The sequence below is a fragment of the Spiractinospora alimapuensis genome, from assembly GCF_018437505.1.
Taxonomy (GTDB): domain Bacteria; phylum Actinomycetota; class Actinomycetes; order Streptosporangiales; family Streptosporangiaceae; genus Spiractinospora; species Spiractinospora alimapuensis.
On record NZ_CP072467.1, the window covers coordinates 393,864 to 414,118 of the forward strand.

Below are 20,255 nucleotides of genomic sequence, written 5' to 3' on the forward strand. Positions count from 1 at the left end.
GTGGGCGGTACCGGGAGGGAGTCCGGGTCAGGGGTGGTGTCTGGTGCGGGCCCGGGGAGGGGGCATGGGCGTGGGGGCGGTGGCCGCCGGTTCCCCCGCCGCGCGGTCGACCGCCGAGACCACCGACAGCGGCCGGTCGCCCGGCTCCAGGCGGAGCTTGGGGCGCAGCCGCAACCGCGCCGCGTCCGCCGCGGCGGCCAGCGCCGCGGCGAACGTCGGTTCCTTGGTGTCGCAGAACCACTGCTGGTCGGCGGTGTCGTCGCCTCCTGGGCCGGAGCGCACCAGCGAGAACGACACCTGGTCGCGTGAGGGGTGCAGGCGCACACGCAGTGAGCATCCCGCGCGGTCACTGAAGTCCGCCACCGCCTCCCCTCGCTCGCGCAGGTCCCCCGGGTCCACGTCACAGCCGATGTCGGCGAGTGCCTGCGCGGCGACCCGCGCCACCGTGCCGCGTGTGGAGGTCGGGGCGGCGGCGCCGGCGCGGGCCTCACTGAGTCGCCCCTCCAGCGCGGAGGGATCCTCCGCGTGGTCGATCGCCGCCAACAGGGCTCGGCGTTCGTCCTCGTCATCGACCACGGCGTGGGCCTGGGCGCGCAGCGAGTCGCGTCGGAGTTCGAGCGCGGCGCGGTGCCGCCGCTCCCGCACCGCGGCGTGGATGGCGTGTTCGGCGGCGTGGCGGATGGACCGCGCCCGCGCGGGGGGTGCCCCCTGCGGTAGGGCGCGTAGTTGCGCCAGCAGCCCGGCCACCTCCGCCTCGGCGGCGTCGTCGAGGTCGGGCGCGTTGTCCTCGGCCAGTGTCCGCACCGCCTCGATCGCCCGCGCCGCCCCGTTGTCCGGCGGCGCGGGCGCCCCGCCTCGGGGCGGCGCGTCGGCGGTGGGGCGTTGGGCGCGTAGCCGTTCCACCGCGCCCCGCCGCTGCGGGGAGGGTGCCGCGGTGGCGAGGCGCCGCATCAGCGCACTACGGCTGGCCTGCCCGGCCTGGTCCTCCCACTGGGTCAGGTTCTTGCGTGCCCACGCCACCCACTCCAACAGCGCCGGCTCCCCCTTGAGGGCGTGCAGGTCGGGTGGGGTCGGCAGGGTCGGGTCCTGGCGGCGCAGCCGCGCCAGACGCGCCGTGAGGTCCGCGGCCTCGTTCAGGACCGTCGCGTAACTGGTGCGGTGGCCGTCGACAGTGACCCAGCGCAGGGCGATCGCGAAACTCATGACCCGTTCCTCGGGGAAGGCCGCGCCCAGCGGGGGGTGCGTCGGGTGCGGCGGCGGGCGGACACGCCCCACTGTGCGGGGTGTGGGGCGTGCTTGGCAAGACCACGCCCCCTGACCGGCGCCACGGGACGGACACACCCTACAGCCGGGGACGAAGAAGATCGTTGGTGTGGCGTCGAACCGGATTCGGCGCTCACCACGGAGGGTGGTGGCGCCGACCCCGCTGGAACGACATGAGAGACCCCAACGGCGGACTCGTTCCCGCTGACTGTTGGGGCGTGGCCGGGGATGTGGTCGACGATGACTGACCCCTGCCTTGTCGCTGAGAGCTTCCAGATCACCGCCCGGACCCGGGTAGGCGTCATCGCCGCGCGTCCATCCGCCGCGAGCGCGACGTCACGCGACTCCGCCACCCGACCGGCGGGGACCGCGGCCCGGATCGCCGAACACCCCGGCACGCGCGCCACCAACCTCACAGCACACCGAGGCCGTGATTCGCGGGCGCGTGGTTCTCCCGCGCTCCCCCCGGTTGACGTCTCGCTTCGCACCCGTCACTCAACAGAACCACGACGCCTCCGTCTTCGGCCGGGCGCACCGCCCACCGGGATCAACCGCGCGAAGCACACCCCCACAAGGTGAAGACGCCCGACCGGCGAGCACAACACCCGCGAACACACCCGAGTCGTGCTTATTGAACCGCTGTGTGTCTTTTGGGAGCGCTGTTGGGGCGTCAGGGCTCGCGACCGCCAGGACGACGCAGGACGCCCATCACGGATCGCCGTGCGGGGCGAGCGTAGGCCCACTCATCGGCCAGGATCCGGTTGAAGCGTTCGACCTCGCCGTTGGTTTGGGGCCGATAGGGGCGGGTGCGTTTGTGCTTGATGCCTTGGTCGGCCAGGAGATCGCTCCAGACGTGGGACTCGTAGCAGGCCCCCCACGATGCCCACCGAGGCGAAATAGGCGTGGGCGCGTTGCCAGAACCCCGTGGCGGTCTCCTAGGTCTCATCGGTCAGGATCTCTGAGTAGGCGAGGCGGAAGTGGTCATCCACCGCGTGGTGCAGCTAGGCGTACCCAGCGTTTGTTTTGTTCTTGCGGCCCTGGACCCGGTGCACGGTCGAGGCGCACATGCCCAGGTGGCCGCGATACGGGCCGGCCCCCAGCGTTTGAGGACACGGAGCTTGACGATGCGGCACTCACGGCGGGTGGGGGTACGCCGTGGGCTTTGGCAGGGACGGCTGGAAGCATCGTGCACCCCGGCCGCCCAGAGCCCGATAGCGGCCCGCCCAGCGACTAGCGGCGCTCACGCTGGTCTGGAAACGTTCGGCAGCACGCCGTAGCGACCAGCCGCCACACCGACGCCGAAGGCCCACTCAAGTTGTTGCACCAGGGCCACCGTCACCAGCCTCACAGGACACAACACCTAGGCCTCGGGTGTGGCGCCGAACAGCTCCAGCAGGTGGGGTTTGTCGAACATGCGGGCGGCGTCGACCGCGGTGGGGGTGCCGATGCGGGGGTCGGCGCCGTGGTCGACGAGGACGGCCACCACGGCGTCCTCACCCTTGAAGACCGCGCCGGCGATCGGGCTCTGGCCACGGTCGTTGAGCCGGTCGGCGTCGGCTCCGCGCTCCATCAGCATGGCCACGGTGGCGGGGTGGCCGTGGTAGGCGGCCAGCATCACCAGGGTGTCGCCCTTATCGTTGCTGAGGTTGACCGGGACCCCGGCCTCGACGTACGCCGCGAGGGTGTCGGTGTCCCCCGCGCGGGCCAGGGCGAAGAGTTTGGTGGCCAGTTCGACGAGGTCGGCCTCGGCGGGTGGGGTGGGTTCGCTGGGATCGGTGTCGCTCACACGTCCACTGTAGGGGGGCGGTGTCGAACCGCCCCTTAAGCAACCCGTTGATCTTTCCCAATAGTCCGAGTGAGACCGATTTGTGATTATTCGGTAGGGTTCTGCCTCAACCGCGAGAGGAGTTCTCTGTGCGACACGTGTTTGGTTTCGTCTTGGGGTTGGTCATGGTCCCCGCCGTGGTGGTGGTTCCCGGATGGGCGCTGCCCCGACTCGTCTACATCGCCGGATTCGGGGGCGACTTCATCAGCGTCACCGGTCTACTCACGGTGATCCCGCTGGTGGTCCTCGCCGTGCTGGTCGGGGTGTGCCTCGCCGTCCGCCGCGTCTCCGCGCTGGCGTGCGTCATCCCCGCCATCGCCCTGTGCGGCCTGACCGGCTCCTACGTGCTCGCCCCGGAGCTGGCGGTCGGGGCCCTACCCACCACCGAGTGGGGCGAGGGCGTCACCCAGTTGCTCATGCTGGGGGCCTACCTGCCGTTGGGCGTCATGCTGATGCTTCCCCTGTTCATGCCCTCGCGTTGGCGACACCCGGTGGACGAGGAGGAAGGCTTCGACGACCTGGCGGAGGAACTGGCCGAGGACCACGACGAGGACATCCCCACCCCCCGTTCCTCACGCCGTGGCGGCCCCCGCCACGCCGCCCGCCGAGCCCCAGAAGAGGACGACGACCTCGCCTACGGTGAGCCGCGCGCCGGCTACGCCTCCCACCGGCGCTGAACCGTGCCCGAACGCCACGACGGCCCCCACGACGCGTCCGGTGTCGCCCCCTGAGGTGGGGGCGGCGCCGTCGGGGAGGACATCCTCGGTGCCGAGCGTGGGGGCGTCGAGGCGACGCCCACGACCTCCAACGCCTCCCCCAGTTCCGCGACATCGGCCCGGACCGGGCCCAACTCCGCGACCGCCCGCCACAACCGCGCCAACAGCTCCGGGCGGCGCCGCAGCCACGCCCGAACCCCGGCGTCGCCCAGACACACCCCCGCGGCGGCGGCGAACCGCCCCAACGTCCACCACGCCATCGTCACCTCCCGCGCCGCCGCGACGCCCAGCGGCGCGGCGAGCAGCTGTTCCACCGCGGCGGTGACCTTCTCCCCCTCCGGTGGCGGGTCCGCGCTGCGGGAGCGCCACGCCTCCTCGAAGCGCGACGCCGCCCGCACGCACTCCTCCAGGCGGCGCAACACCGCGGGCCCCACCGGGTGGGCGTCGCCCCCCAGGGCGAGAACCGCGTGGATGACGGTCGCCAGGTCCGCGGCGGCGCCTTGTCCCACCTCGGGGTCGTCCAGGGCGTCGCCGAGGACGGCGACCGTACGGGTGCGGTGGGCGTCGCCACAGTGTTCGGCCAGGAGGCACACCGTGGTGGTGTGGTCGGCGAAGGCGGTGGCGTCCTCGCGGCGGGCCGCGTCCGCCAGCGCACGGGTGGCCTGCCGCAACGCCTCAGGGTCGGGGTCGTGCATAGCGTCCAGAGTGGCACAAACCGGGGCGGGGGTGCCTCACAGTCCCAGTTGGGTGACGGCGTTGTCGTCCAACGGGTTGGCGCTGCGGATGTAGCCGTGCACCGTGCGGGGTGTGCTCCAACGGCCCTGGCGCATGATCTCGCGGTCGGCGGCGCCCGCCAGCGCCGCCTGGGTCGCGAAACCGGCCCGCAGCGAGTGGCCTCCATAGGCGTCGGCGTCCAACCCCGCACGCTGGGCGTATCGTTTCACCAGGTCACCCACTGCGCGGCCCGTCATCGCCCGCCCGGCGACGTGGCCGTGTCGGTTCACCGCCACGAACAGGGGCTGGGTGGGCGGTAGCTCCGCCAAGGGGCCGCTCCCCGAGGCGTGGGCGGCGGCGAGGTCACCGCAGACGTGACCGGTCCCCTCGCGGTGTTCCCCCACGGCCGCGCGTACGGCCGTGTCGGCGCCGCGGTGGTGGGCGGCGAGAATGGGGATCCACACCGCCAGCGCGCACACGGGGCAGGTGGCCACGGCGCGGCCGCGCGGCAGCACGACCCGGTGCTCGTTTCGGGCCTGGGGATCGGTCTTGGTCGCCCCCAGGTGCAGCACCACCAGCGGGTCCAGGGTGGCCGGGTCCGTCCCGACCTCGACGTCGGCCACCGTCAACCCCACCAACTCACCGCGTCGCAGCGCGCCCGCGAACCCCGCGAGAAGCAGCAACGTATCGCGGGCCCGCGCCACGCCGGTGGGGAACCCCGGTTCGGGCCGCACCGCCAGCATGGCCTCCAGCGTCGACAACACCACCGGTCGTTTGCGGCGCGGACTCCCCCGGCGTTGGCGGCGAACTCCCCGCAGCGTCAACCGCACCACGTCACTGCGGGACGGCGAGGCCACGCCGTGCGCGGCGTGCACCGCGGCGATGGCGGCGCTGCGTCTCTCCACCGTCGCCACCGACAACGCCCACCCGCCGTCGGGGTCCCGTTGATCGGCGACGCCGGCCAGGAACACCGCCACATCCACCGGGTCGGCCGGTAGGCTCTGGCGGCGCTGGGTCACACACCAGGCCGCGAAGGTGATCCAGTCGGTGCGGTAGGCGCGCAGCGTGTTCTCCGACTGCGCCGCGGAGAGGTAGCGGGCCAGCGACGCGGCCTGGGAGTCGTCGAACCGGGACCGCACGGTGTGCAGGGCCTCGGTGTCGACCAGGAACGCGGTGTCGGACTGGGCCAGCCGGGTGCGTACCTCGAGCGGGAGCAGGTCGGTGCCGGGTTCGGTGCTCACGCTCCCATCATGGCCGAGGGCCGCCCCACCACGTGGTCAAGCGCCTCCTGCGTGGCGGTGTCGGCGGGCAGCAGCACCACGATCTCCAGGGGCGCGCTCGTCGCCGGAGTCAAACACTCCCGGTCCAGGCGCAGCGCCCCCGCCTCCGGATGGTGCCACACCTGCGCACCGGCGCCGGCCGGCGGGCCCACGTGCTGCTCACTCGCGGCGAAGTCCGGGCTGGCCGAGCGCAGCACCTCCACGAGCCGGCGCGCCGAGCCCTCGCCCACCGCCGCGGCCGCGTACAGCCGGGCCGCCTCCTCCCGCGCGACCTGCTCCCAGTCCCCCACCATCTGGCGGGCCCGCGGATCGCGGAACACGAACCATGCCAGGTTCGCCGGTTCACTCTCCAGCAGGCCGGTGTGTGCGACCAGCGCGGCGAAGCCGCGCGTGTGGGCGAGGATGTCGCCGGCGGCGTCGCGGAGGAAGGCCGGCGTCGGCTCCAACCGGGTCAACAGCGCGGCGACACTCGGCCGCACCGTCACCGCCGTGTCCGCCCCGCCGGCCTGCCCCTCGCACACATCGCCGGCCGCGGCCTTGGACAGGCGGTACAGGTGGGTGTGTTCCTGGGGGGTGAGCCGCAGCGCGTGGGCGAGACTACGCAAAACCTCCGTCGACGGGCGACGATCCCGACCCTGCTCCAGACGGGTCAGGTACTCCACACTCAACCCGGCCAGACCGGCGAGCTCCATCCGCCGCAGCCCCGGCGTGCGGCGACGCGCCCCCACGCTCAACCCCACATCCCGCGGACTCAAGCCCTCGCGCCGCGCCCGAATGAACGCCCCAAGCTCCGTGCCGCTCACGCAACCACTCCACGTTCTCGCCGTCCGCCCAACCTCGCCCCGCCAAGGCTAGCCTCACGCCGGTCTGGATGGCCTCCGCGCGAGCGAGCAAGGTTGGGCCCCATGAACACCACACCACCAAAGATCGCGATCATCATCGGCACCACCCGCCCCGACGCCACCGACACCGTGCGCGGCGTACCCCGGAAGGGAAAGGCCGTCGGCGACTGGGTCGAGGCGACCGCCAAGACCCGTGAGGACGCCACCTACACCCTCATCGACCTCGCCGACGTGCGTTTGCCGCTCTTCGACGAGCCGCTACCGCCCCTGATGGGCACCCACGTCCACCCCCACACCCGCGACTGGGCGGCCACCACCGACGCATTCGACGGCTTCGTTTTCGTCACCGCGGAGTACAACCGTTCCGTCCCCGCCGCGCTCAAGAACGCGCTGGACTACCTGTACGCCGAGTGGGGCGACAAGGCGGCCGCGATCGTCAGCTACGGTGCCCTCGGCGGAACCAACGCCGCCGACCACCTGCGCGCCGTCCTGTCCGAACTCGGCGTCGCCCACGTTCCCGAACAGGTCACCCTCGGGCTCTACACCGACTTCGAGGGACTGATCGACCTCGCCCCCCAGTCCCACCAACCCGACCGGCTCCACGCGATGCTCGACCACCTCACCGCCTGGACCCTCGCGCTACGCCCCCTACGCGCCGCCTGACCCCACGACCGGCCCGGGAGAGTCCACGAACAACGCCGCGGCGGAGTCAGCGGTGGCCGCCCGCAGCAGCCAGCCGCGCAGGACGTCCAGATCGTGACAGGACCAGATCCGTTCCTCCTGCGCGGCCGAAACAGCGACACCCCGGCTACACAGCACCACAAGAACACTCTCCGCCGCCATCTCCTGACGGCCCTGTTCAAAGCCTTCCTCGAAGGCCTTCTGGCGCGCTTCCTGGAAGCAGGTGCGCTGGTCAGAGAACGTCGGCCCGGTCATGAGGTCCCTCCACGGACGGGGCAGGGCGTGGGGTCAGTCGTTGAGAACCTGAGCCGTCGACGTCGCCGTGGCCGCCCGCAGCAGCCAGTCGCGTAGGACGGTCAGATCGCCGCACGAGCGGATCCGTTCCTCTTGCACGGCCGAGACAGTGACACCCCGGCCACGCAGCAGCGAAAGAACACTCTCCGCCGCCATCTCCTCGCGGCCTTCCTCGCGGCCCTGTTCAATCCCCTGTTCGATCCCTTTTTCGCGTTCTTCCTGTAGCAGGGTGCGCTGGTAGGGGTAGGTCTGCGCGGACATGAGGTCCCTCCACGTCTTCCGGGCGTCGGTGTCGCCGAGCCCGATCTCGGCGAAGAATCCAGCGGTATCGATGTCGACCGTACTCAGGGCTTCCGCGAGCATTCTCAGTATGCCACCGATGTCCTTGTCGTGCCCGTGCGTCAACGCGGCCAACACCGTGAACGGCACGTCCTGGGCCGCCTCTTCCGCGCTCGTCGGCACGGGGACGTTGTCCGGCCCCACGACGATCGGCCACACCATCAAGGTGGGGCGCTGCTCCATCCCGACCAGAATCGGGGTGCGTGCCCACTCCGCGGTCGAGGCCTTCTGGCAGATCACTACCAGGATCACCGGACACGCGTACTTGTCGTGCAGGTAGGACACGTAGTACGGCCACCGTCGACGCTTGTCCTTGTCCGGTTCCAACTGTGCCTCGAACGCGACCACGTAGTCACCGTCGGGGGCGTGCACCATGACCGGGCTGTCCACCGATCGCTCCAGCGGCTCCAGCTCCGTGCAGTCGGAGTTGAGCACCTCGATCGAGGTCGGCTCGGCCACCTCCACGCCGAACAGCCGCGACAGCGTGTGCGCGAACAACTCGGGGTTGTGCCGGAAGATCCGGTGTAGGGACTCGCGCGGAGATTTCACCATGCGGGTGACGGTAGCGAGACACACCGTGATCAAGTCGCCGACTCAGAGAATGCACAGACATGAACGACGCTCCAGCGCAAGCGGGACAGACGGGCGGCGCTCCCCGTCCTTGTTCGGTCGCGACGCGACAGGCGAGGATGGGGACGTTGGCGGGAGCCCGCATCGACCCGGGGAGGGACCGGATGACGCACCACTCCGAACTCTTGGCACGGCACCGCGCCGTGCTGCCGTCCTGGCTGGCGTTGAACTACGACCAGCCCATCGCGCTGGTCGACGGCGAGGGGCGTCACGTGCGTGACGCGGAGGGCAACCAGTACCTCGACATGTTCGGGGGCATCCTCACCACGCTCAGCGGCCACGCCGTGCCCGAGATCGTCGCGGCGATCCGCGAACAGGCGGGACGGATCGTGCACAGCTCCACCCTGTACCTCATCGAGCCCCAGATCGCGTTGGCCGAGGAGATCAGCCGCCTCGTACCCATCCCCGACGCCAAGGTGTTCTTCACGACCTCCGGCACCGAGGCCAACGAACTCGCGCTGCTGTTGGCGAGCACCGTGCGTCGCTCCAACCAGGTCCTGGCGATGCGCAACAGCTACCACGGGCGTTCGTTCTCCACCATGGGCGTCACCGGCAACCGGGGCTGGTCGGCCTCCAGCCTGAGCCCGTTGAACGTGAACTACCTCTACGGCGGTTACCGCTACGCCAGCCCCTTCGCCGACCTCGACGACGCCGCGTTCGTCGAGGCGGCCGTCGCCGACCTGCGCAACACGATCGCCACCACGACCGCAGGCGACGTCGCCTGCCTCATCGCCGAACCCATCCAGGGTGTCGGCGGATTCACCTCTCCCCCCGACGGGCTGTACGGTGCGTTCAAGCGGGTGTGTGACGAGCACGGCATCCTGTTCGTCACCGACGAGGTGCAGACCGGGTGGGGACGCACCGGCCTGCACACCTGGGGAATCGACGCCCACGGGGTCGAGCCCGACATCCTCGTGTTCGCCAAGGGGCTCGGCAACGGGCTGTCGATCGCGGGTGTGGCGGCGCGGGCCGAGATCATGGACAGTCTGCCCGCCAACTCCATCTCCACCTTCGGCGGCAACCATCTCGCCACCGCCGGTGCCCTCGCCAACCTTCGCTACCTCCTCGACCACGACCTGCAGGGCAACGCCGCCAAGGTCGGCGAACGCATCCTGCGGGGACTGCGCGACGACCTCGCCGCCACCCCCCACGTGGCCGAGGTCCGCGGTCGGGGCCTCATGGCCGCCGTCGAACTCGTCGACTCCGACGGTGCCCCCAGCCCGGCGCTCGCCTCCGCCACCGTGGAGGCGGCGCGACGCCACGGCGTCCTCATCGGCAAGGCCGGCCTCGCCGGCAACGTCATCCGCGTCGCCCCACCCATGTCCATCACCACCGAGGAGGCCGACCAGGGGCGTTCCGCGATCGTCGCCGCGCTACGTGAGGCATCGGCCATCATGTCGTGACCATGGATGTGGGTGCCGGCGGCCCCGCGGAAACGGGGAGTGGGCCATCGGCCCGCTCCCCCGCCCCCTCCGGCGTCTCCCGTTTTCCACAGGATCTTTCGAACGTTTGTTTTCATACTGAGGGTCGTCGAGGATGAACCCATGGACCCCTCGCCCCCCTCCACACCCCAATCCGTGCGTGACGCACTCGCGCGGGTCGTGGCACAGGTCGCCGCGCTCGACCCGGCGCCGCTGGAGGAATCCGAACTGGTCGGAGTCATCACCGACTGCGCCCGGCTCGCCTCCGCCGCGGCAGGGCTGAAACTCGCCGCCGTGGCGGCGCTGTGTGACCGCTTCGAGGAACACGACCACGGGCCAGTAGCCACCGGGGTGGAGTGCGCCGGGGGCGAGGTGTCGCTGGCGCTTGGGCTTACACCGGCCACCACCGACCGGCTCGTCGTGTTGGCCCAGGGGCTCAACGCCCGGCTGTCGGCAACGGCTGTCGCGTTGCGTGGTGGGCGGATCGGTGAGGACAAGGCACGCGTCCTGGTGGAGGAAACGAGCGCGCTCGACGACGCCACGGCGAGTCGGGTGGAGGAACGTGCCCTGTCATGGGCCCCACGCCTGACCACTCCTCGGTTCCGGTGGCGTGTGCGAGCGCTCGTCCACGACGCGGACCCCCACGGTGCCGCCGCACGGCGCGACCGGGCCGTCGCCACGCGTCGCGTCGGCGTGTGGGACGACGGGGAGGGCACCGCCGCCCTCGGCGGGTTCGGTCTGCCCAGCGCGGACGCGATCGAGGCCTACCAGTATCTGGACAGCGTGGCCCGCCAGCTCCACCGCGCCGAGGATTCCCTCGTGCGTGGTTCGCGGAGCTTGGAGCAGGTCCGCGCCGACCTCTTCGTCGATCTGCTTCGGGGGCGGGGCGTCGCTACGGTGCCACCGCGGGAGGCCGAACCGGATCCGCTCCTGCCGCCCGCGTCGGGTTGTGCGCCGGTCGGGGCGCCGGCCGTGTCCTTCAGTGCGGTGGGGCGCCTGCACCTGTCGATCCCGTTCGCCACCCTTGTCGGCTCCGGGCAGGCCGCGGGGGAGGCCGCCGGTTACGGCCCGTTGCTCGCCGATGTGGCGCGGCAGCTCGCGCACCGTTCGCTTGTCTCCCGGGGGGCCACTCGGGCGTGTTGGACGGTCACCGACGAGGAGGGGCGGGGGTTGGCGCATGGGGTTACCACCTACCAGCCGAGCGCTCGGATGCGCGCCGAGATTCTCGCGCGCGACGCCACGTGTGCCTTTCCCACGTGTGGGCAACCGGCGACGCGGTGCGACCTCGACCACACCATCCCCCACCACGCGGGTGGGGTGACCTGTCCCTGCAACCTCGCCCCTCTGTGTCGGCGCCATCACCGCCTCAAACAGCACCGCGATTGGTGGGTCGACCATCCATGGCCGGGGCACCTCAGATGGCGGACGCCGACCGGGGTGATCCATACGAGGGATGGCGCGTGTGGGCCGGAGCCGCCGTGAGCAGGGGTCGGTCTGGGGCGGTGGTCGCTCTGTGGTCGCTGTTTCGTACGCGCGTTCGCCTGGGATAGTGTCGGGTTCGCGTACGAACGTTCGAATCGTGGGGTGCTGTATGCGGTGGGACAACCTAGCCATGCGAGATGACGGCGGGCAGCCCGCGCTCATCGAACGTGGGGCGCTCACCCGGGAGTTCGACACGCCCGGATTCCGCGGGATCACCTTCCACGAGGTCCACGCGCGGTCCATCGTCAGCGAGGTGCCCGCCGCCTCACGCATGCCGTTTCGCTACACCATCAACCCCTACCGGGGGTGTAGCCACGGCTGTGTGGGCTGCTTCGCCCGTAACACCCACACCTACCTCGCCTTCGACTCGGGAGCCGACTTCGACTCCCAGGTCGTGGTGAAGACCAACGCCGTGGAGCTGTTGCGCCGCGAACTCGCCCGCCCCGTCTGGCGCACCAAGCGGGCCGGCGTCGCGATCGCCATGGGGACCAACGTCGACTGCTACCAACGCGCCGAGGGCCGCTACCGGCTCATGCCGGGGATCATCGAGGCCCTGCGCGACTACCGCCACCCCTTCTCCATCCTCACCCGCGGGCCTCTCATCCTGCGTGACCTGGAGCTGTTGCGCGACGCAGCCAGGTATGTCGACGTCAGCCTGGCCGTCTCGGTGCCGTTCGTGGACCGCGACCTGTCGCGTTCCTTCGAGCCCGGAGCCGCCACACCGGCTGCGCGGCTGCGCGTCTGTTCCCAATTCGCGGCCGCCGGTCTGGGCTGTGCCGTGCTGATGGCGCCGATCCTGCCCTACCTCTCCGACTCACCCCGCCAGCTCGAGGCCGCCGTCGCCGCCATCGCCGGGGCCGGAGCGCGCAGCGTCACCCCCATCGTCCTGCACCTGCGTCCCGGGGCGCGGGAGTGGTACATGGGATGGCTCGCCCACCACCACCCCCAGCTCGTGTCGCGCTACGAGGCGCTGTACCGCGGCGGTTCCTACACGCCCACCAGCTACCAGCGGCGGATCACCGACCAGGTGCGCGAACTCGCCGACCGCCACGGCATCGGCCGCCGTCACCATCGCGGCAGCGACGATGGGAGCCGGGCGGTCGACGACGCCGAGGCCGCGCACGCCGCGCTGAGCACCGCCCGGCCCACGACCGCCCAGCCCCAAACGCGGGCCACGCAGCTCAGCCTGCTGTGACCGGAGGCCGCCGCGGGGTGTAGCCGACACGGAAGAACCCTCGCACCGGATGGGCGACCCCCAACGTGTGCGCGAATCCCCGCTCGGGGTGGGCCGTATCGAACACGATCACGCCCGCGGTGTCCGCCCCCAGATTCGGGTCGTACACCCACACCCGGTGGCGCGTCGCTCCCTCGCCGACGTCGGAGTCGGCGTCGGCGTCGAACCGGTAGGCCAACACCTGGTGGTTGCGCGGCAGGAGCCGCGGGTCGGCGCCCCGCGCGGTGACCAGCCCCAGGATGACCGGGCGGCCTCGACCAAGGGACCGGGCGATCACGGGCCACTCCCCCGCCATCGTGCGCCGGGCGAGGGCCGTGTCCTCGCGCAGCATCCCGATGTAGTAGCCCGCCGCGCCGCGCGGCGGAAGCCAGGAGTCCACGAGTCGCCGCACCAGGTAGCGGTATAACGGGTGCTCGGGGTCGGGGCGGCGTGCGGGGGCGGGGAGTTGGGCGTGGAAGTAGTCCGCCGCGGCGAACACCATGCCGCCGCACAGGCCACGGGCCGCGTCCCCCACCGGTAGCCGTCCCCACGGAGTCCACACCCGCACCGCCGGTTGGTGCGGCCAGCGGTTGGTGAAGGGGAAGCCGTGGACGTGGGGATCGAAGCGGTGCGCCTCGGGCATGGTGGTCACCAGCGGGCGTGTGCGACGACGAACCATGCCCCGTCCATGCGGGCGTCGCCGTGGATCTCGGTGGCGAGTTGGTGGGCGGTGAGGTAGCGCTTGTAGACGCGGTGGCGGGAGCCGTCGCTGAGGGTGCGGGGCTGCCAGTGGGCGTCGGGGGTGTCGGGGCGGTGCGCGGAGTCGACGACGAGGAGTTCGCGCGCGACGCGGCGCGCTTCGGTGAGGAACGCCGCGCGTTCGGCGTCGGGAAGGTGTCCGTAGAAGTGACCGGCGACGAGCCGTTGGACGGCGCCGTCGCGCAGTGGCAGCCGTAGCGCGTCGGCGCGGAGCACCCGGCCGGCGGGCAGGCGGGTTGAGGCGAGGCGGGTCATGCGGGGGCTGAGGTCCAGCGCGGTGACGGTACCGGGCAGGTGGCGGGTGAGGAACGCCGTGCCGCAGGCGACGTCCATGGTGGTCGCGGGCCGGAGTTGGGACAGTAGGGCGGTCACGGCGGTCACCTCCTCGTGCCAGCCGGGTCGCTCACGTCCAGCGAAGAGTCCTTGTCCGTGGTACCACTGGTCGTACTCCTCGGCGCGCTGGTCGTAGTAGTGAGCGGTGGCTGCGTCACGGGCGAAGGCTGGAGTGCTCATCGTCGTCCATTATGCCGACGGGAGTAGGATGCGCCCAGATCATTGACGTGCGATTACTGCAGTGGCAGGAGGACCACACTCATGGGGCAGGCCGCCCAGGCGCCCTCGGGCACCCGCGATTTCCTTTCTGACGAGCTGCGCCGCCGTAAGGCGGCGATGGACACCGTGGCGGCGGTTTTCGAACGCTACGGGTTTGACCCGTTGGAGACGCCCGCGTTCGAACGGGTGGAGGTTCTCACGGGTAAGTACGGAGAGGAAGCCTCCCAGCTCCTGTTCAAGATCCTCAAGCGTGGAGTGCATGAGGCCAGCGGTGAGGCGGACCTGGCGTTGCGTTACGACCACACCGTGCCGCTGGCGCGGGTGATCGGCACGCACGGGGGGCGGTTGCCGTCCCCGTTCAAGCGCTACGTGATCGGCCCGGTGTGGCGGGCCGACCGGCCCCAGGAGGGCCGGTTCCGTGAGTTCGTGCAGTGTGACGTGGACACGGTGGGCTCCAGTTCCCCGCTGGCCGACGCCGAGGTCCTGTGGGCGCTCAACGACGCGTTGGAGGCCCTGGGTGTGTCGGGGTTCCGTTTCCTGCTCAACAGCCGCAACACCCTGTTCGGGCTGTTGGAGGTGCACGGGGTCAGCGAGAAGCTCGGCGCGAGCGTTCTGGGAGTGCTGGACAAGATCGACAAGGTGGGGGCCGAGGCCGTCACCTCGGAGCTGGTGGACTTGGGCGTGCCGGTGAGTTCCGCGGAGCCGCTGGTCGCCGACGTCGCCGCCGACGACCCCGACCGGTTGCGCGCGCGGCTGCGGGGTGACGAGCGCGGCGAGCGTGGCCTGGCCGAGATCGACCGGATGTTGGAGCTGACGCGGGGCCTGCCCGAGGGGCGGGTCGTGTTCACCCCCCGGATGGTGCGTGGCCTGGACTACTACACCGGGTGCATCTTCGAGGCCAACGCCGAGGGCTACCCCGGTTCCATCGCCGGAGGCGGCCGCTACGACCAGCTCGTCTCCTCCCTCGGTGGTCCCGACACCCCGGCCTGTGGTGGCTCCATCGGTATCGAGCGCATCCTCGCCGGCCAGCAGGACGCCCACACCCAACGCCGCGGCCTGGACGTCGCGTTGACCGTGTTGGACGGTGTGGCCGAACTGTGGGACCTCGCCGCCCAGCTGCGGGGCCGTGACCTGCGCGTGGGTACCTACCTGGGCACGTCCAGCAAGCTCGGCAAGCAACTGAAGTGGGCGAACGAGGCGCAGGCGCGCCTCACCGTGCTCTACGGCGCCGAAGAGGCCGCGGCGGGCGAGGTGACGGTGCGCGACATGGCCTCGGGTGAACAGACCCGGGTCGCGTTGTCCGCCGCGCCCGACCACATCTCCGCCGCGCTGGCGGACCGGGGCTGAGCCTCACCTCGCCCGTGTGGTGGGTTCGCCGGCGCGGACCCACCACACGTCCCCTACTCGGGGAGGAGCTCGCGCAGCAGCCGCGGCTCGATGTTTCCGCCCGACACGACCGCGACCGTACGGCCCTCGGGCGCCACACCCGACAGCGCCGCCGCCGCGGCCACCGCGCCGCTGGGCTCCACCAGGGTGCGACTGGCCCGGATCAGTGCCCCGGTCGCCCGGCGGATTTCCTCCTCCGACACGGTGAGCACACCGTCGAGGTGGGCGCGCAGGTGGGCGAACGTCAACTCCGACAAGCCGGTGCGCAGCCCGTCAGCGATCGTGCGCCCCGTGTCGGCCAACGGCCAGGACACCAGCCGCCCCTCGGCGAGGCTCTGCGCGGCGTCCCCCGCCAGCTCCGGTTCCACCCCGTACACCCGCACGTCCGGGCGCAGTGCCTTGACCGCCGTGGCCACTCCGGACGCCAGACCGCCCCCGCCGACGGGAACCAGCACCACCGCCACGTCGGGGCGCTGCTCCAGGAGCTCCACCCCCACCGTGCCCTGACCGGCGATCACGTCCGCGTGGTCGAAGGGGGGAACGACCGTCATGCCGCGCTCCGCCGCGACCCTCCGGGCCTGTTCGGCCCGCTCGGCCACCGGAACCTGAAGTACCTCCGCCCCCAGCCGGCGCACGGCGGCGACCTTGGACGCGATCGCCGAATCGGGAACGACGACCACGCACGGGATGTCCGCGGCTTTGGCCGCGTAGGCGAGGGCGGCGCCGTGGTTGCCGGAGGAGTGGGTCACCACGCCCGCGGCGCGGGCGTCGACGGGCAGGTGCGCCACGGCGTTGAGCGCGCCGCGGAGCTTGAACGCGCCCACCGGGGTCAGGTTCTCCGCCTTCACCCACAGGCCCTCCCGCAGCGTGGGTAGGGCCAGTACGGGGGTCGGGGGCAGGTGCGGTGCGATGAGGTGCGCCGCGGCGCGCACGTCGGCGAGTGTGATGAGGTCCATGGCGCCAGTGTGCCCGGCACGGGACGTCGCTTCGGTGGGTGGCCCCGCCGCACCACACCAGCGGCCGCGCACCGTGGCGGGGCCATCCACGGCTCGCTCAAGCGGCTCCGAACGTTCCGGCTCCACGGTCCGTCGACACCGCGAGCGGTCTTCCTGGAGGCCTACCCGGATCGGCGCGGGCGGCTCCCCGACGCAGAGGAGTCGCGACGGCGTCGGTACTACGTCGGCCGGCGAGTTCGCGTCCCTGGTCAGTGATCCGCCGCTGATCGCTGCTGAGCGTGTGGGAACCGCTGCGGTCGGGCGAACGCGTGAGCGTGGATCACTCTTGTCGCGATCGAAGGATCTGCGGAGGTGGGTGTCCGCTCATCACCCGCTCCCCCGCCGACCGTGGAGAACCCCTCCGCGGGCAACGGGCACGCATCCCGCCCGGGCGGTGCCCAGTGCTTCGGATCCGTCCGGTTCGTTCCGGGCTGCTCCCCCTCGTTCGCCGCTCCGGCGGCGTGGTGATGGGCGCGCGACAGAGCGGAGTCGATGCCGGCTTCCAGCGGCTGGGCGGCGGCGTCGTCGACGCGCTTGCTCCTGGGCGATCCTGCTCCAGGTGCCGCCCCCTGGCAGGTCCCGGGGAGGATCTCCTGGCGAGACATGACGACGAGCCCGATGGCGTCCAGGTCCACACACCAAACCCCGCGGACCCGCGCGGTGGGCCGGGCGTCTAGCCTGTGTGGGTGCGCACCGAACTGACCCGTGTTGACCTGCCCGGACGAGCCTTCTATCGGTTGTTGACCGCGTTGGTCGTGCCGCGCCCGATCGCCTGGGTGTCCACGACCTCCAGCGACGGCGTCGACAACCTCGCCCCCCACTCCTTCTTCACCGTCGCCTCCACCGATCCGCCGATCGTGCAGTTCACCTCCACCGGGCGCAAGGACTCCGTCACCAACGCCGAGAAGACCGGCGAGTTCGTCGTCAGCCTGGCCCCGGAGTCGATGCAGTCGCAGATCAACGCCACCGCGATCCAGTACCCGCCCGACACCAGCGAGTTCGACGAGGTCGGAGTGCTGCGGGAACCCAGCCAGCACGTCACCCCGCCGCGCGTCGCCGACGCCCCGGCCGTCCTGGAGTGCCAACTGCGCGGCACCGTGGAGATGGGCGACTCGGTGATCGTGTTCGGCGAGGTCGTGCACGCCGCCGTCAACAGCGCCGCCATGCGCGAGGGCCACCCCGAGATCACGGCGCTGCGCCCCATCGCACGCCTGGGCCGCAACGAGTGGGCCACCGTCGGCGAGATCCGCCCCATGGACCGCGTCCGCCGCGCCTGACCCCGCCCCGCGCGGTCAGCGTGGTGTGGCCGCCACACGGCGGCGCAGCCGCGCCGTGACGACGCCCTGGCGTGGCGCGAACAGGTAGGCGACGGTGAACGCCGTGGCCTGCGCGATCACGATGGATCCCCCGGTCGCCAGGTTCAGGTGGAAACTGGCGTAGGTGCCCAGCAGGGAGGCCGCCACCGACACCCCGACCGCGATCAGGAGCATCCGGGTGAAGCGGTCGGTCAGCAGGTAGGCCGTGGCACCGGGGATGATGACCATCGCCACCACCAGGATGATGCCGACCGCCTGCAGCGCCACCACCACCGTCAGCGCCAACATGCCCAGCAGCAGGATCTCCAACCGGCGCGGGCTGAGCCCCAGGGCGTGGGCGTGGACCCGGTCGAAGGCGAACAGCGTCAGGTCCCGGTGTTTGAGCAGCGCCACCGCAAGCACCACCACACCCATGACCACGACCTGGGCGATGTCGGTGTCGGAGACGCCCAGGACGTTGCCGAAGAGGATGTGGAACAGGTCGGTCTGGCTGGGGATCCGTGCCACCAGCACCACACCCAGGGCGAACAGTGCGGTGAACACCACCCCGATCGCGGCGTCCTCCTTCACCCGCGATGTACGGTTCACCATCCCGATCAACGCGACCGACCCGCCGCCGAACACCAGCGCGCCGAGCGCGAACGGCACCCCCAACAGGTAGGACAGCACCACCCCGGGGAGCACGGCGTGGGAGACCGCGTCGCCCAGCAGTGACCAGCCGATCAGGGTGAGCCAGCACGACAGGACCGCGCACGTCGCGCCGGCGATGAGCGCGACCAGCAGGGCGCGACGCATGAACTCGAACGCCAAGGGAGCGGTGAACCACTCCACCACCGCGGTCACCACGTCCATCACGCCTCCGCCGCCATGTGTGTGCTGCCGGTGCCGAAGACCTCCATGACGCGTTCGGGCGTGAGCACGTCATCGGGGGTTCCCTCGGCGATGACCCGGTTGTGCAGGAGGGTCGCCTCGTCGCACAGGGCGGGGACGCCAGCGAGGTCGTGGGTGGAGACGACGACTGTGTGTCCTCGGTCGCGCATGTCGCGCAGTACCTCGGTGATGGTGGCCTGGGAGCCGGTGTCCACGCCGGCGAAGGGTTCGTCCAGCAGGAACACCGCGGCGTCCTGTGCCAGGCCGCGCGCGACGAACGCGCGTTTGCGTTGCCCGCCGGACAGGGCGCCGATCTGGCGGTCGGCCAGTTCGGTCAGTCCGGTGCGCGACAGTGCCTCGGCGACGGCCTCGCGGTCGTGGGCCCGTGGGCGGCGGGTGAAGCCCATGTGGCCGTAGCGGCCCATCATCGTCACGTCCCACACCCGCAGCGGGAAGCTCCAATCCACCTGTTCGGACTGGGGGACGTAGGCGAGGAGCCCGGCGCGGCGGGCCCGCGCGGTGGACTGCCCGTGCACGGTGACCGTGCCGCGTTGGGGCATCACCAGGCCCAGCAGGCTTTTGAACAGGGTCGACTTTCCCGATCCGTTGGTGCCCAGGATCGCGCGGATCCGTGCGGCCCCGATGGTGAGGTCGACGCCCTCCAGGGCGCGCACCTCGCCGTAGTCCACGGTCACGTCCTCGACCACCACCGCCGGTTCGGGCGCCGTCGGGTGGGTCGGGGGCGCTGTCACGGCTCCTCCCCGGTCAGGCCGGCGACGATGGTGTCGGCGTTGTGTCGCAGCAGGTCCTGGTAGGTGGGGACGGGGCCGTCGGGTTCGGACAGGGAGTCGACATAGAGGGTGCCGCCGAAGTCGGCGCCGGCCTCGGCCGCGACCTGTTCCTGGGTGCTGGCGTTGACGGTGCTCTCGCAGAACACGGCGGGTACGGCGTTGTCGGAGACGAAGTCCACCACCTCGGCGACCTGGGTGGGGGTGGCCTCCTGTTCGGCGTTGACCGGCCAGAGGTAGCGTTCTTCGAGGTCGGCGTCGCGCGCGAGGTAGGAGAAGGCGCCCTCGCAGGTGACCAGGGCGCGTTCGGTCTCGGGCAGGGCTCCCAGCGCGTCCTGGGTGTCGGCGCCGATCGCGTTGATCTCCTCGGTGTAGGCCTCGGCGTTGGCGGCGAAGTCCTCGGCGTGTTCGGGAGCCAGGTCGGTGAGGGCGGCGCGAATGTTCTCGACGTAGATCGTGGCGTTGTCCGGCGACATCCAGGCGTGGGGGTTGTCCTGGCCCGCGTAGCCCCCGGCGGTGATGGCGATCGGCTCCACGCCCTGGCTCACGGTGACGCTGGGAGCGTCGACCTGGTCGGTGAACTGGGTGAACCACGCCTCCAGACCCATGCCGTTGTCGAGGATCAGGTCAGCGTCGGAGGCGCGGACCATGTCCCGGGGGGTGGGTTCGTAGGTGTGGATCTCGGCGCCGGGGCGGGTGAGGGACTCGACCTGGACGTGGTCGCCGGCGACGTTCTCCGTCATGTCGGCGAGCACCGTGAAGGTGGTCAGCACGGTGGGGGCGGCGTCGGTGTCCTGTGCGGCGGTGGTGGCGCATCCGGTGGCGACGAGGGTGAGGGCGGACCCCACGACCAGAGTTGTGGATAAACCACCTTGAATGTTCGTCACAC

20 protein-coding genes and 1 pseudogene are annotated in these 20,255 nt (G+C 71.3%); 7 read left to right on the forward strand and 14 right to left on the reverse strand.

The features are described 5' to 3' along the window. Positions 1 to 27 precede the first annotated feature (27 nt). The 3 genes and pseudogenes from J4H86_RS01675 to J4H86_RS01685 all read right to left on the reverse strand — a co-directional run bounded on the left by J4H86_RS01675 (position 28) and on the right by J4H86_RS01685 (position 3,049). Positions 28 to 1,203: a hypothetical protein gene (locus J4H86_RS01675; RefSeq protein WP_236541421.1), complete on the reverse strand. Its 1,176-nt coding sequence runs from the start codon at positions 1,201 to 1,203 to the stop codon at positions 28 to 30. A 787-nt stretch (positions 1,204 to 1,990) separates the two neighbouring features. Then, positions 1,991 to 2,549 (reverse strand): annotated as a pseudogene (locus J4H86_RS01680) (helix-turn-helix domain-containing protein); the annotation flags it as partial. Between the two features lie 74 nt (positions 2,550 to 2,623). Beyond that, positions 2,624 to 3,049, reverse strand: coding sequence for an ankyrin repeat domain-containing protein (locus tag J4H86_RS01685; protein WP_236541422.1), 426 nt, complete (start codon positions 3,047 to 3,049; stop codon positions 2,624 to 2,626). 128 nt (positions 3,050 to 3,177) lie between these two features. On the opposite strand from J4H86_RS01685, the gene J4H86_RS01690 reads away from it, so the two are divergent. Further along, the gene (locus tag J4H86_RS01690) at positions 3,178 to 3,765 is read left to right on the forward strand and encodes a hypothetical protein (protein WP_236541423.1); all 588 of its coding nucleotides are present in this window, start codon (positions 3,178 to 3,180) and stop codon (positions 3,763 to 3,765) included. On the opposite strand, the gene J4H86_RS01695 is transcribed toward J4H86_RS01690, so the two are convergent. The 3 genes from J4H86_RS01695 to J4H86_RS01705 are packed head-to-tail and all read right to left on the reverse strand — an operon-like array spanning position 3,744 to position 6,601. Next, complete coding sequence (locus J4H86_RS01695; protein WP_236541424.1) at positions 3,744 to 4,499, reverse strand: hypothetical protein; 756 nt, start codon at positions 4,497 to 4,499, stop codon at positions 3,744 to 3,746. The genes J4H86_RS01690 and J4H86_RS01695 overlap by 22 nt on opposite strands. 36 nt (positions 4,500 to 4,535) lie before the next feature. Beyond that, positions 4,536 to 5,759: a site-specific integrase gene (locus tag J4H86_RS01700; RefSeq protein ID WP_236541425.1), complete on the reverse strand. Its 1,224-nt coding sequence runs from the start codon at positions 5,757 to 5,759 to the stop codon at positions 4,536 to 4,538. Further along, entirely contained in the window at positions 5,756 to 6,601 is an 846-nt protein-coding gene (locus J4H86_RS01705; RefSeq protein ID WP_236541426.1) for a helix-turn-helix domain-containing protein, read from the reverse strand. The genes J4H86_RS01700 and J4H86_RS01705 overlap by 4 nt, the downstream gene beginning before the upstream one ends. A 102-nt stretch (positions 6,602 to 6,703) precedes the next feature. Between J4H86_RS01705 and J4H86_RS01710 the strand changes: the two genes are divergently transcribed. After that, on the forward strand, positions 6,704 to 7,303 hold the full coding sequence (locus tag J4H86_RS01710) for an NADPH-dependent FMN reductase (protein ID WP_236541427.1): 600 nt from the start codon (positions 6,704 to 6,706) through the stop codon (positions 7,301 to 7,303). On the opposite strand, the gene J4H86_RS01715 is transcribed toward J4H86_RS01710, so the two are convergent. Further along, the gene (locus tag J4H86_RS01715) at positions 7,289 to 7,576 is read right to left on the reverse strand and encodes a hypothetical protein (RefSeq protein WP_236541428.1); all 288 of its coding nucleotides are present in this window, start codon (positions 7,574 to 7,576) and stop codon (positions 7,289 to 7,291) included. The two genes, J4H86_RS01710 and J4H86_RS01715, sit on opposite strands and share 15 nt — an antisense overlap. Before the next feature lie 33 nt (positions 7,577 to 7,609). Further along, a complete protein-coding gene (locus J4H86_RS01720) occupies positions 7,610 to 8,506 on the reverse strand; it encodes a hypothetical protein (protein ID WP_236541429.1) in 897 nt (298 codons plus the stop codon). Between the two features lie 182 nt (positions 8,507 to 8,688). Here J4H86_RS01720 and J4H86_RS01725 point away from each other — a divergent pair, with 182 nt between their 5' ends. The 3 genes from J4H86_RS01725 (at position 8,689) to J4H86_RS01735 (ending at position 12,682) form a co-directional block, all read left to right on the forward strand. Continuing rightward, entirely contained in the window at positions 8,689 to 9,987 is a 1,299-nt protein-coding gene (locus J4H86_RS01725; protein ID WP_236541430.1) for an aspartate aminotransferase family protein, read from the forward strand. A gap of 174 nt (positions 9,988 to 10,161) precedes the next feature. Beyond that, entirely contained in the window at positions 10,162 to 11,487 is a 1,326-nt protein-coding gene (locus J4H86_RS01730; RefSeq protein WP_236541431.1) for an HNH endonuclease signature motif containing protein, read from the forward strand. 130 nt (positions 11,488 to 11,617) lie between these two features. After that, positions 11,618 to 12,682, forward strand: coding sequence for an Rv2578c family radical SAM protein (locus J4H86_RS01735; RefSeq protein ID WP_236541432.1), 1,065 nt, complete (start codon positions 11,618 to 11,620; stop codon positions 12,680 to 12,682). On the opposite strand, the gene J4H86_RS01740 is transcribed toward J4H86_RS01735, so the two are convergent. Further along, entirely contained in the window at positions 12,669 to 13,379 is a 711-nt protein-coding gene (locus J4H86_RS01740) for a hypothetical protein (protein ID WP_236541433.1), read from the reverse strand. The two genes, J4H86_RS01735 and J4H86_RS01740, sit on opposite strands and share 14 nt — an antisense overlap. After that, entirely contained in the window at positions 13,349 to 13,972 is a 624-nt protein-coding gene (locus tag J4H86_RS01745) for a class I SAM-dependent methyltransferase (protein WP_236541434.1), read from the reverse strand. Before J4H86_RS01745 ends, J4H86_RS01740 begins: the two co-directional genes overlap by 31 nt. 81 nt (positions 13,973 to 14,053) lie before the next feature. Between J4H86_RS01745 and hisS the strand changes: the two genes are divergently transcribed. Beyond that, on the forward strand, positions 14,054 to 15,358 hold the full coding sequence (hisS, locus tag J4H86_RS01750; RefSeq protein WP_236541435.1) for a histidine--tRNA ligase: 1,305 nt from the start codon (positions 14,054 to 14,056) through the stop codon (positions 15,356 to 15,358). A gap of 53 nt (positions 15,359 to 15,411) precedes the next feature. Here the strand turns inward: hisS and J4H86_RS01755 are convergent, their stop codons facing one another. Next, complete coding sequence (locus J4H86_RS01755; RefSeq protein ID WP_236541436.1) at positions 15,412 to 16,353, reverse strand: threonine ammonia-lyase; 942 nt, start codon at positions 16,351 to 16,353, stop codon at positions 15,412 to 15,414. Between the two features lie 725 nt (positions 16,354 to 17,078). Between J4H86_RS01755 and J4H86_RS01760 the strand changes: the two genes are divergently transcribed. Continuing rightward, entirely contained in the window at positions 17,079 to 17,669 is a 591-nt protein-coding gene (locus tag J4H86_RS01760; protein ID WP_236541437.1) for a flavin reductase family protein, read from the forward strand. A 15-nt stretch (positions 17,670 to 17,684) separates the two neighbouring features. On the opposite strand, the gene J4H86_RS01765 is transcribed toward J4H86_RS01760, so the two are convergent. The 3 genes from J4H86_RS01765 to J4H86_RS01775 are packed head-to-tail and all read right to left on the reverse strand — an operon-like array spanning position 17,685 to position 20,220. Next, positions 17,685 to 18,560, reverse strand: coding sequence for a metal ABC transporter permease (locus J4H86_RS01765; RefSeq protein ID WP_236541438.1), 876 nt, complete (start codon positions 18,558 to 18,560; stop codon positions 17,685 to 17,687). After that, complete coding sequence (locus J4H86_RS01770) at positions 18,560 to 19,330, reverse strand: metal ABC transporter ATP-binding protein (protein ID WP_236541439.1); 771 nt, start codon at positions 19,328 to 19,330, stop codon at positions 18,560 to 18,562. The genes J4H86_RS01765 and J4H86_RS01770 overlap by 1 nt, the downstream gene beginning before the upstream one ends. Then, positions 19,327 to 20,220 (reverse strand): metal ABC transporter substrate-binding protein, encoded by an 894-nt coding sequence (locus J4H86_RS01775; RefSeq protein ID WP_394356496.1) that lies wholly within the window; start codon positions 20,218 to 20,220, stop codon positions 19,327 to 19,329. Before J4H86_RS01775 ends, J4H86_RS01770 begins: the two co-directional genes overlap by 4 nt. Positions 20,221 to 20,255: the final 35 nt, after the last annotated feature.

Bases quoted from the DNA above. Each gene is read 5' to 3' on its own strand.
- J4H86_RS01740 (WP_236541433.1), bottom strand. From the start codon at position 13,379: ATGGTTCGTCGTCGCACACGCCCGCTGGTGACCACCATGCCCGAGGCG.
- J4H86_RS01715 (WP_236541428.1), bottom strand. From the start codon at position 7,576: ATGACCGGGCCGACGTTCTCTGACCAGCGCACCTGCTTCCAGGAAGCG.
- J4H86_RS01675 (WP_236541421.1), bottom strand. From the start codon at position 1,203: ATGAGTTTCGCGATCGCCCTGCGCTGGGTCACTGTCGACGGCCACCGC.
- J4H86_RS01735 (WP_236541432.1), top strand. From the start codon at position 11,618: ATGCGAGATGACGGCGGGCAGCCCGCGCTCATCGAACGTGGGGCGCTC.
- J4H86_RS01755 (WP_236541436.1), bottom strand. From the start codon at position 16,353: ATGGACCTCATCACACTCGCCGACGTGCGCGCCGCGGCGCACCTCATC.
- J4H86_RS01720 (WP_236541429.1), bottom strand. From the start codon at position 8,506: ATGGTGAAATCTCCGCGCGAGTCCCTACACCGGATCTTCCGGCACAAC.
- J4H86_RS01725 (WP_236541430.1), top strand. From the start codon at position 8,689: ATGACGCACCACTCCGAACTCTTGGCACGGCACCGCGCCGTGCTGCCG.
- hisS (WP_236541435.1), top strand. From the start codon at position 14,054: ATGGGGCAGGCCGCCCAGGCGCCCTCGGGCACCCGCGATTTCCTTTCT.
- J4H86_RS01765 (WP_236541438.1), bottom strand. From the start codon at position 18,560: ATGGACGTGGTGACCGCGGTGGTGGAGTGGTTCACCGCTCCCTTGGCG.
- J4H86_RS01695 (WP_236541424.1), bottom strand. From the start codon at position 4,499: ATGCACGACCCCGACCCTGAGGCGTTGCGGCAGGCCACCCGTGCGCTG.
- J4H86_RS01710 (WP_236541427.1), top strand. From the start codon at position 6,704: ATGAACACCACACCACCAAAGATCGCGATCATCATCGGCACCACCCGC.
- J4H86_RS01745 (WP_236541434.1), bottom strand. From the start codon at position 13,972: ATGAGCACTCCAGCCTTCGCCCGTGACGCAGCCACCGCTCACTACTAC.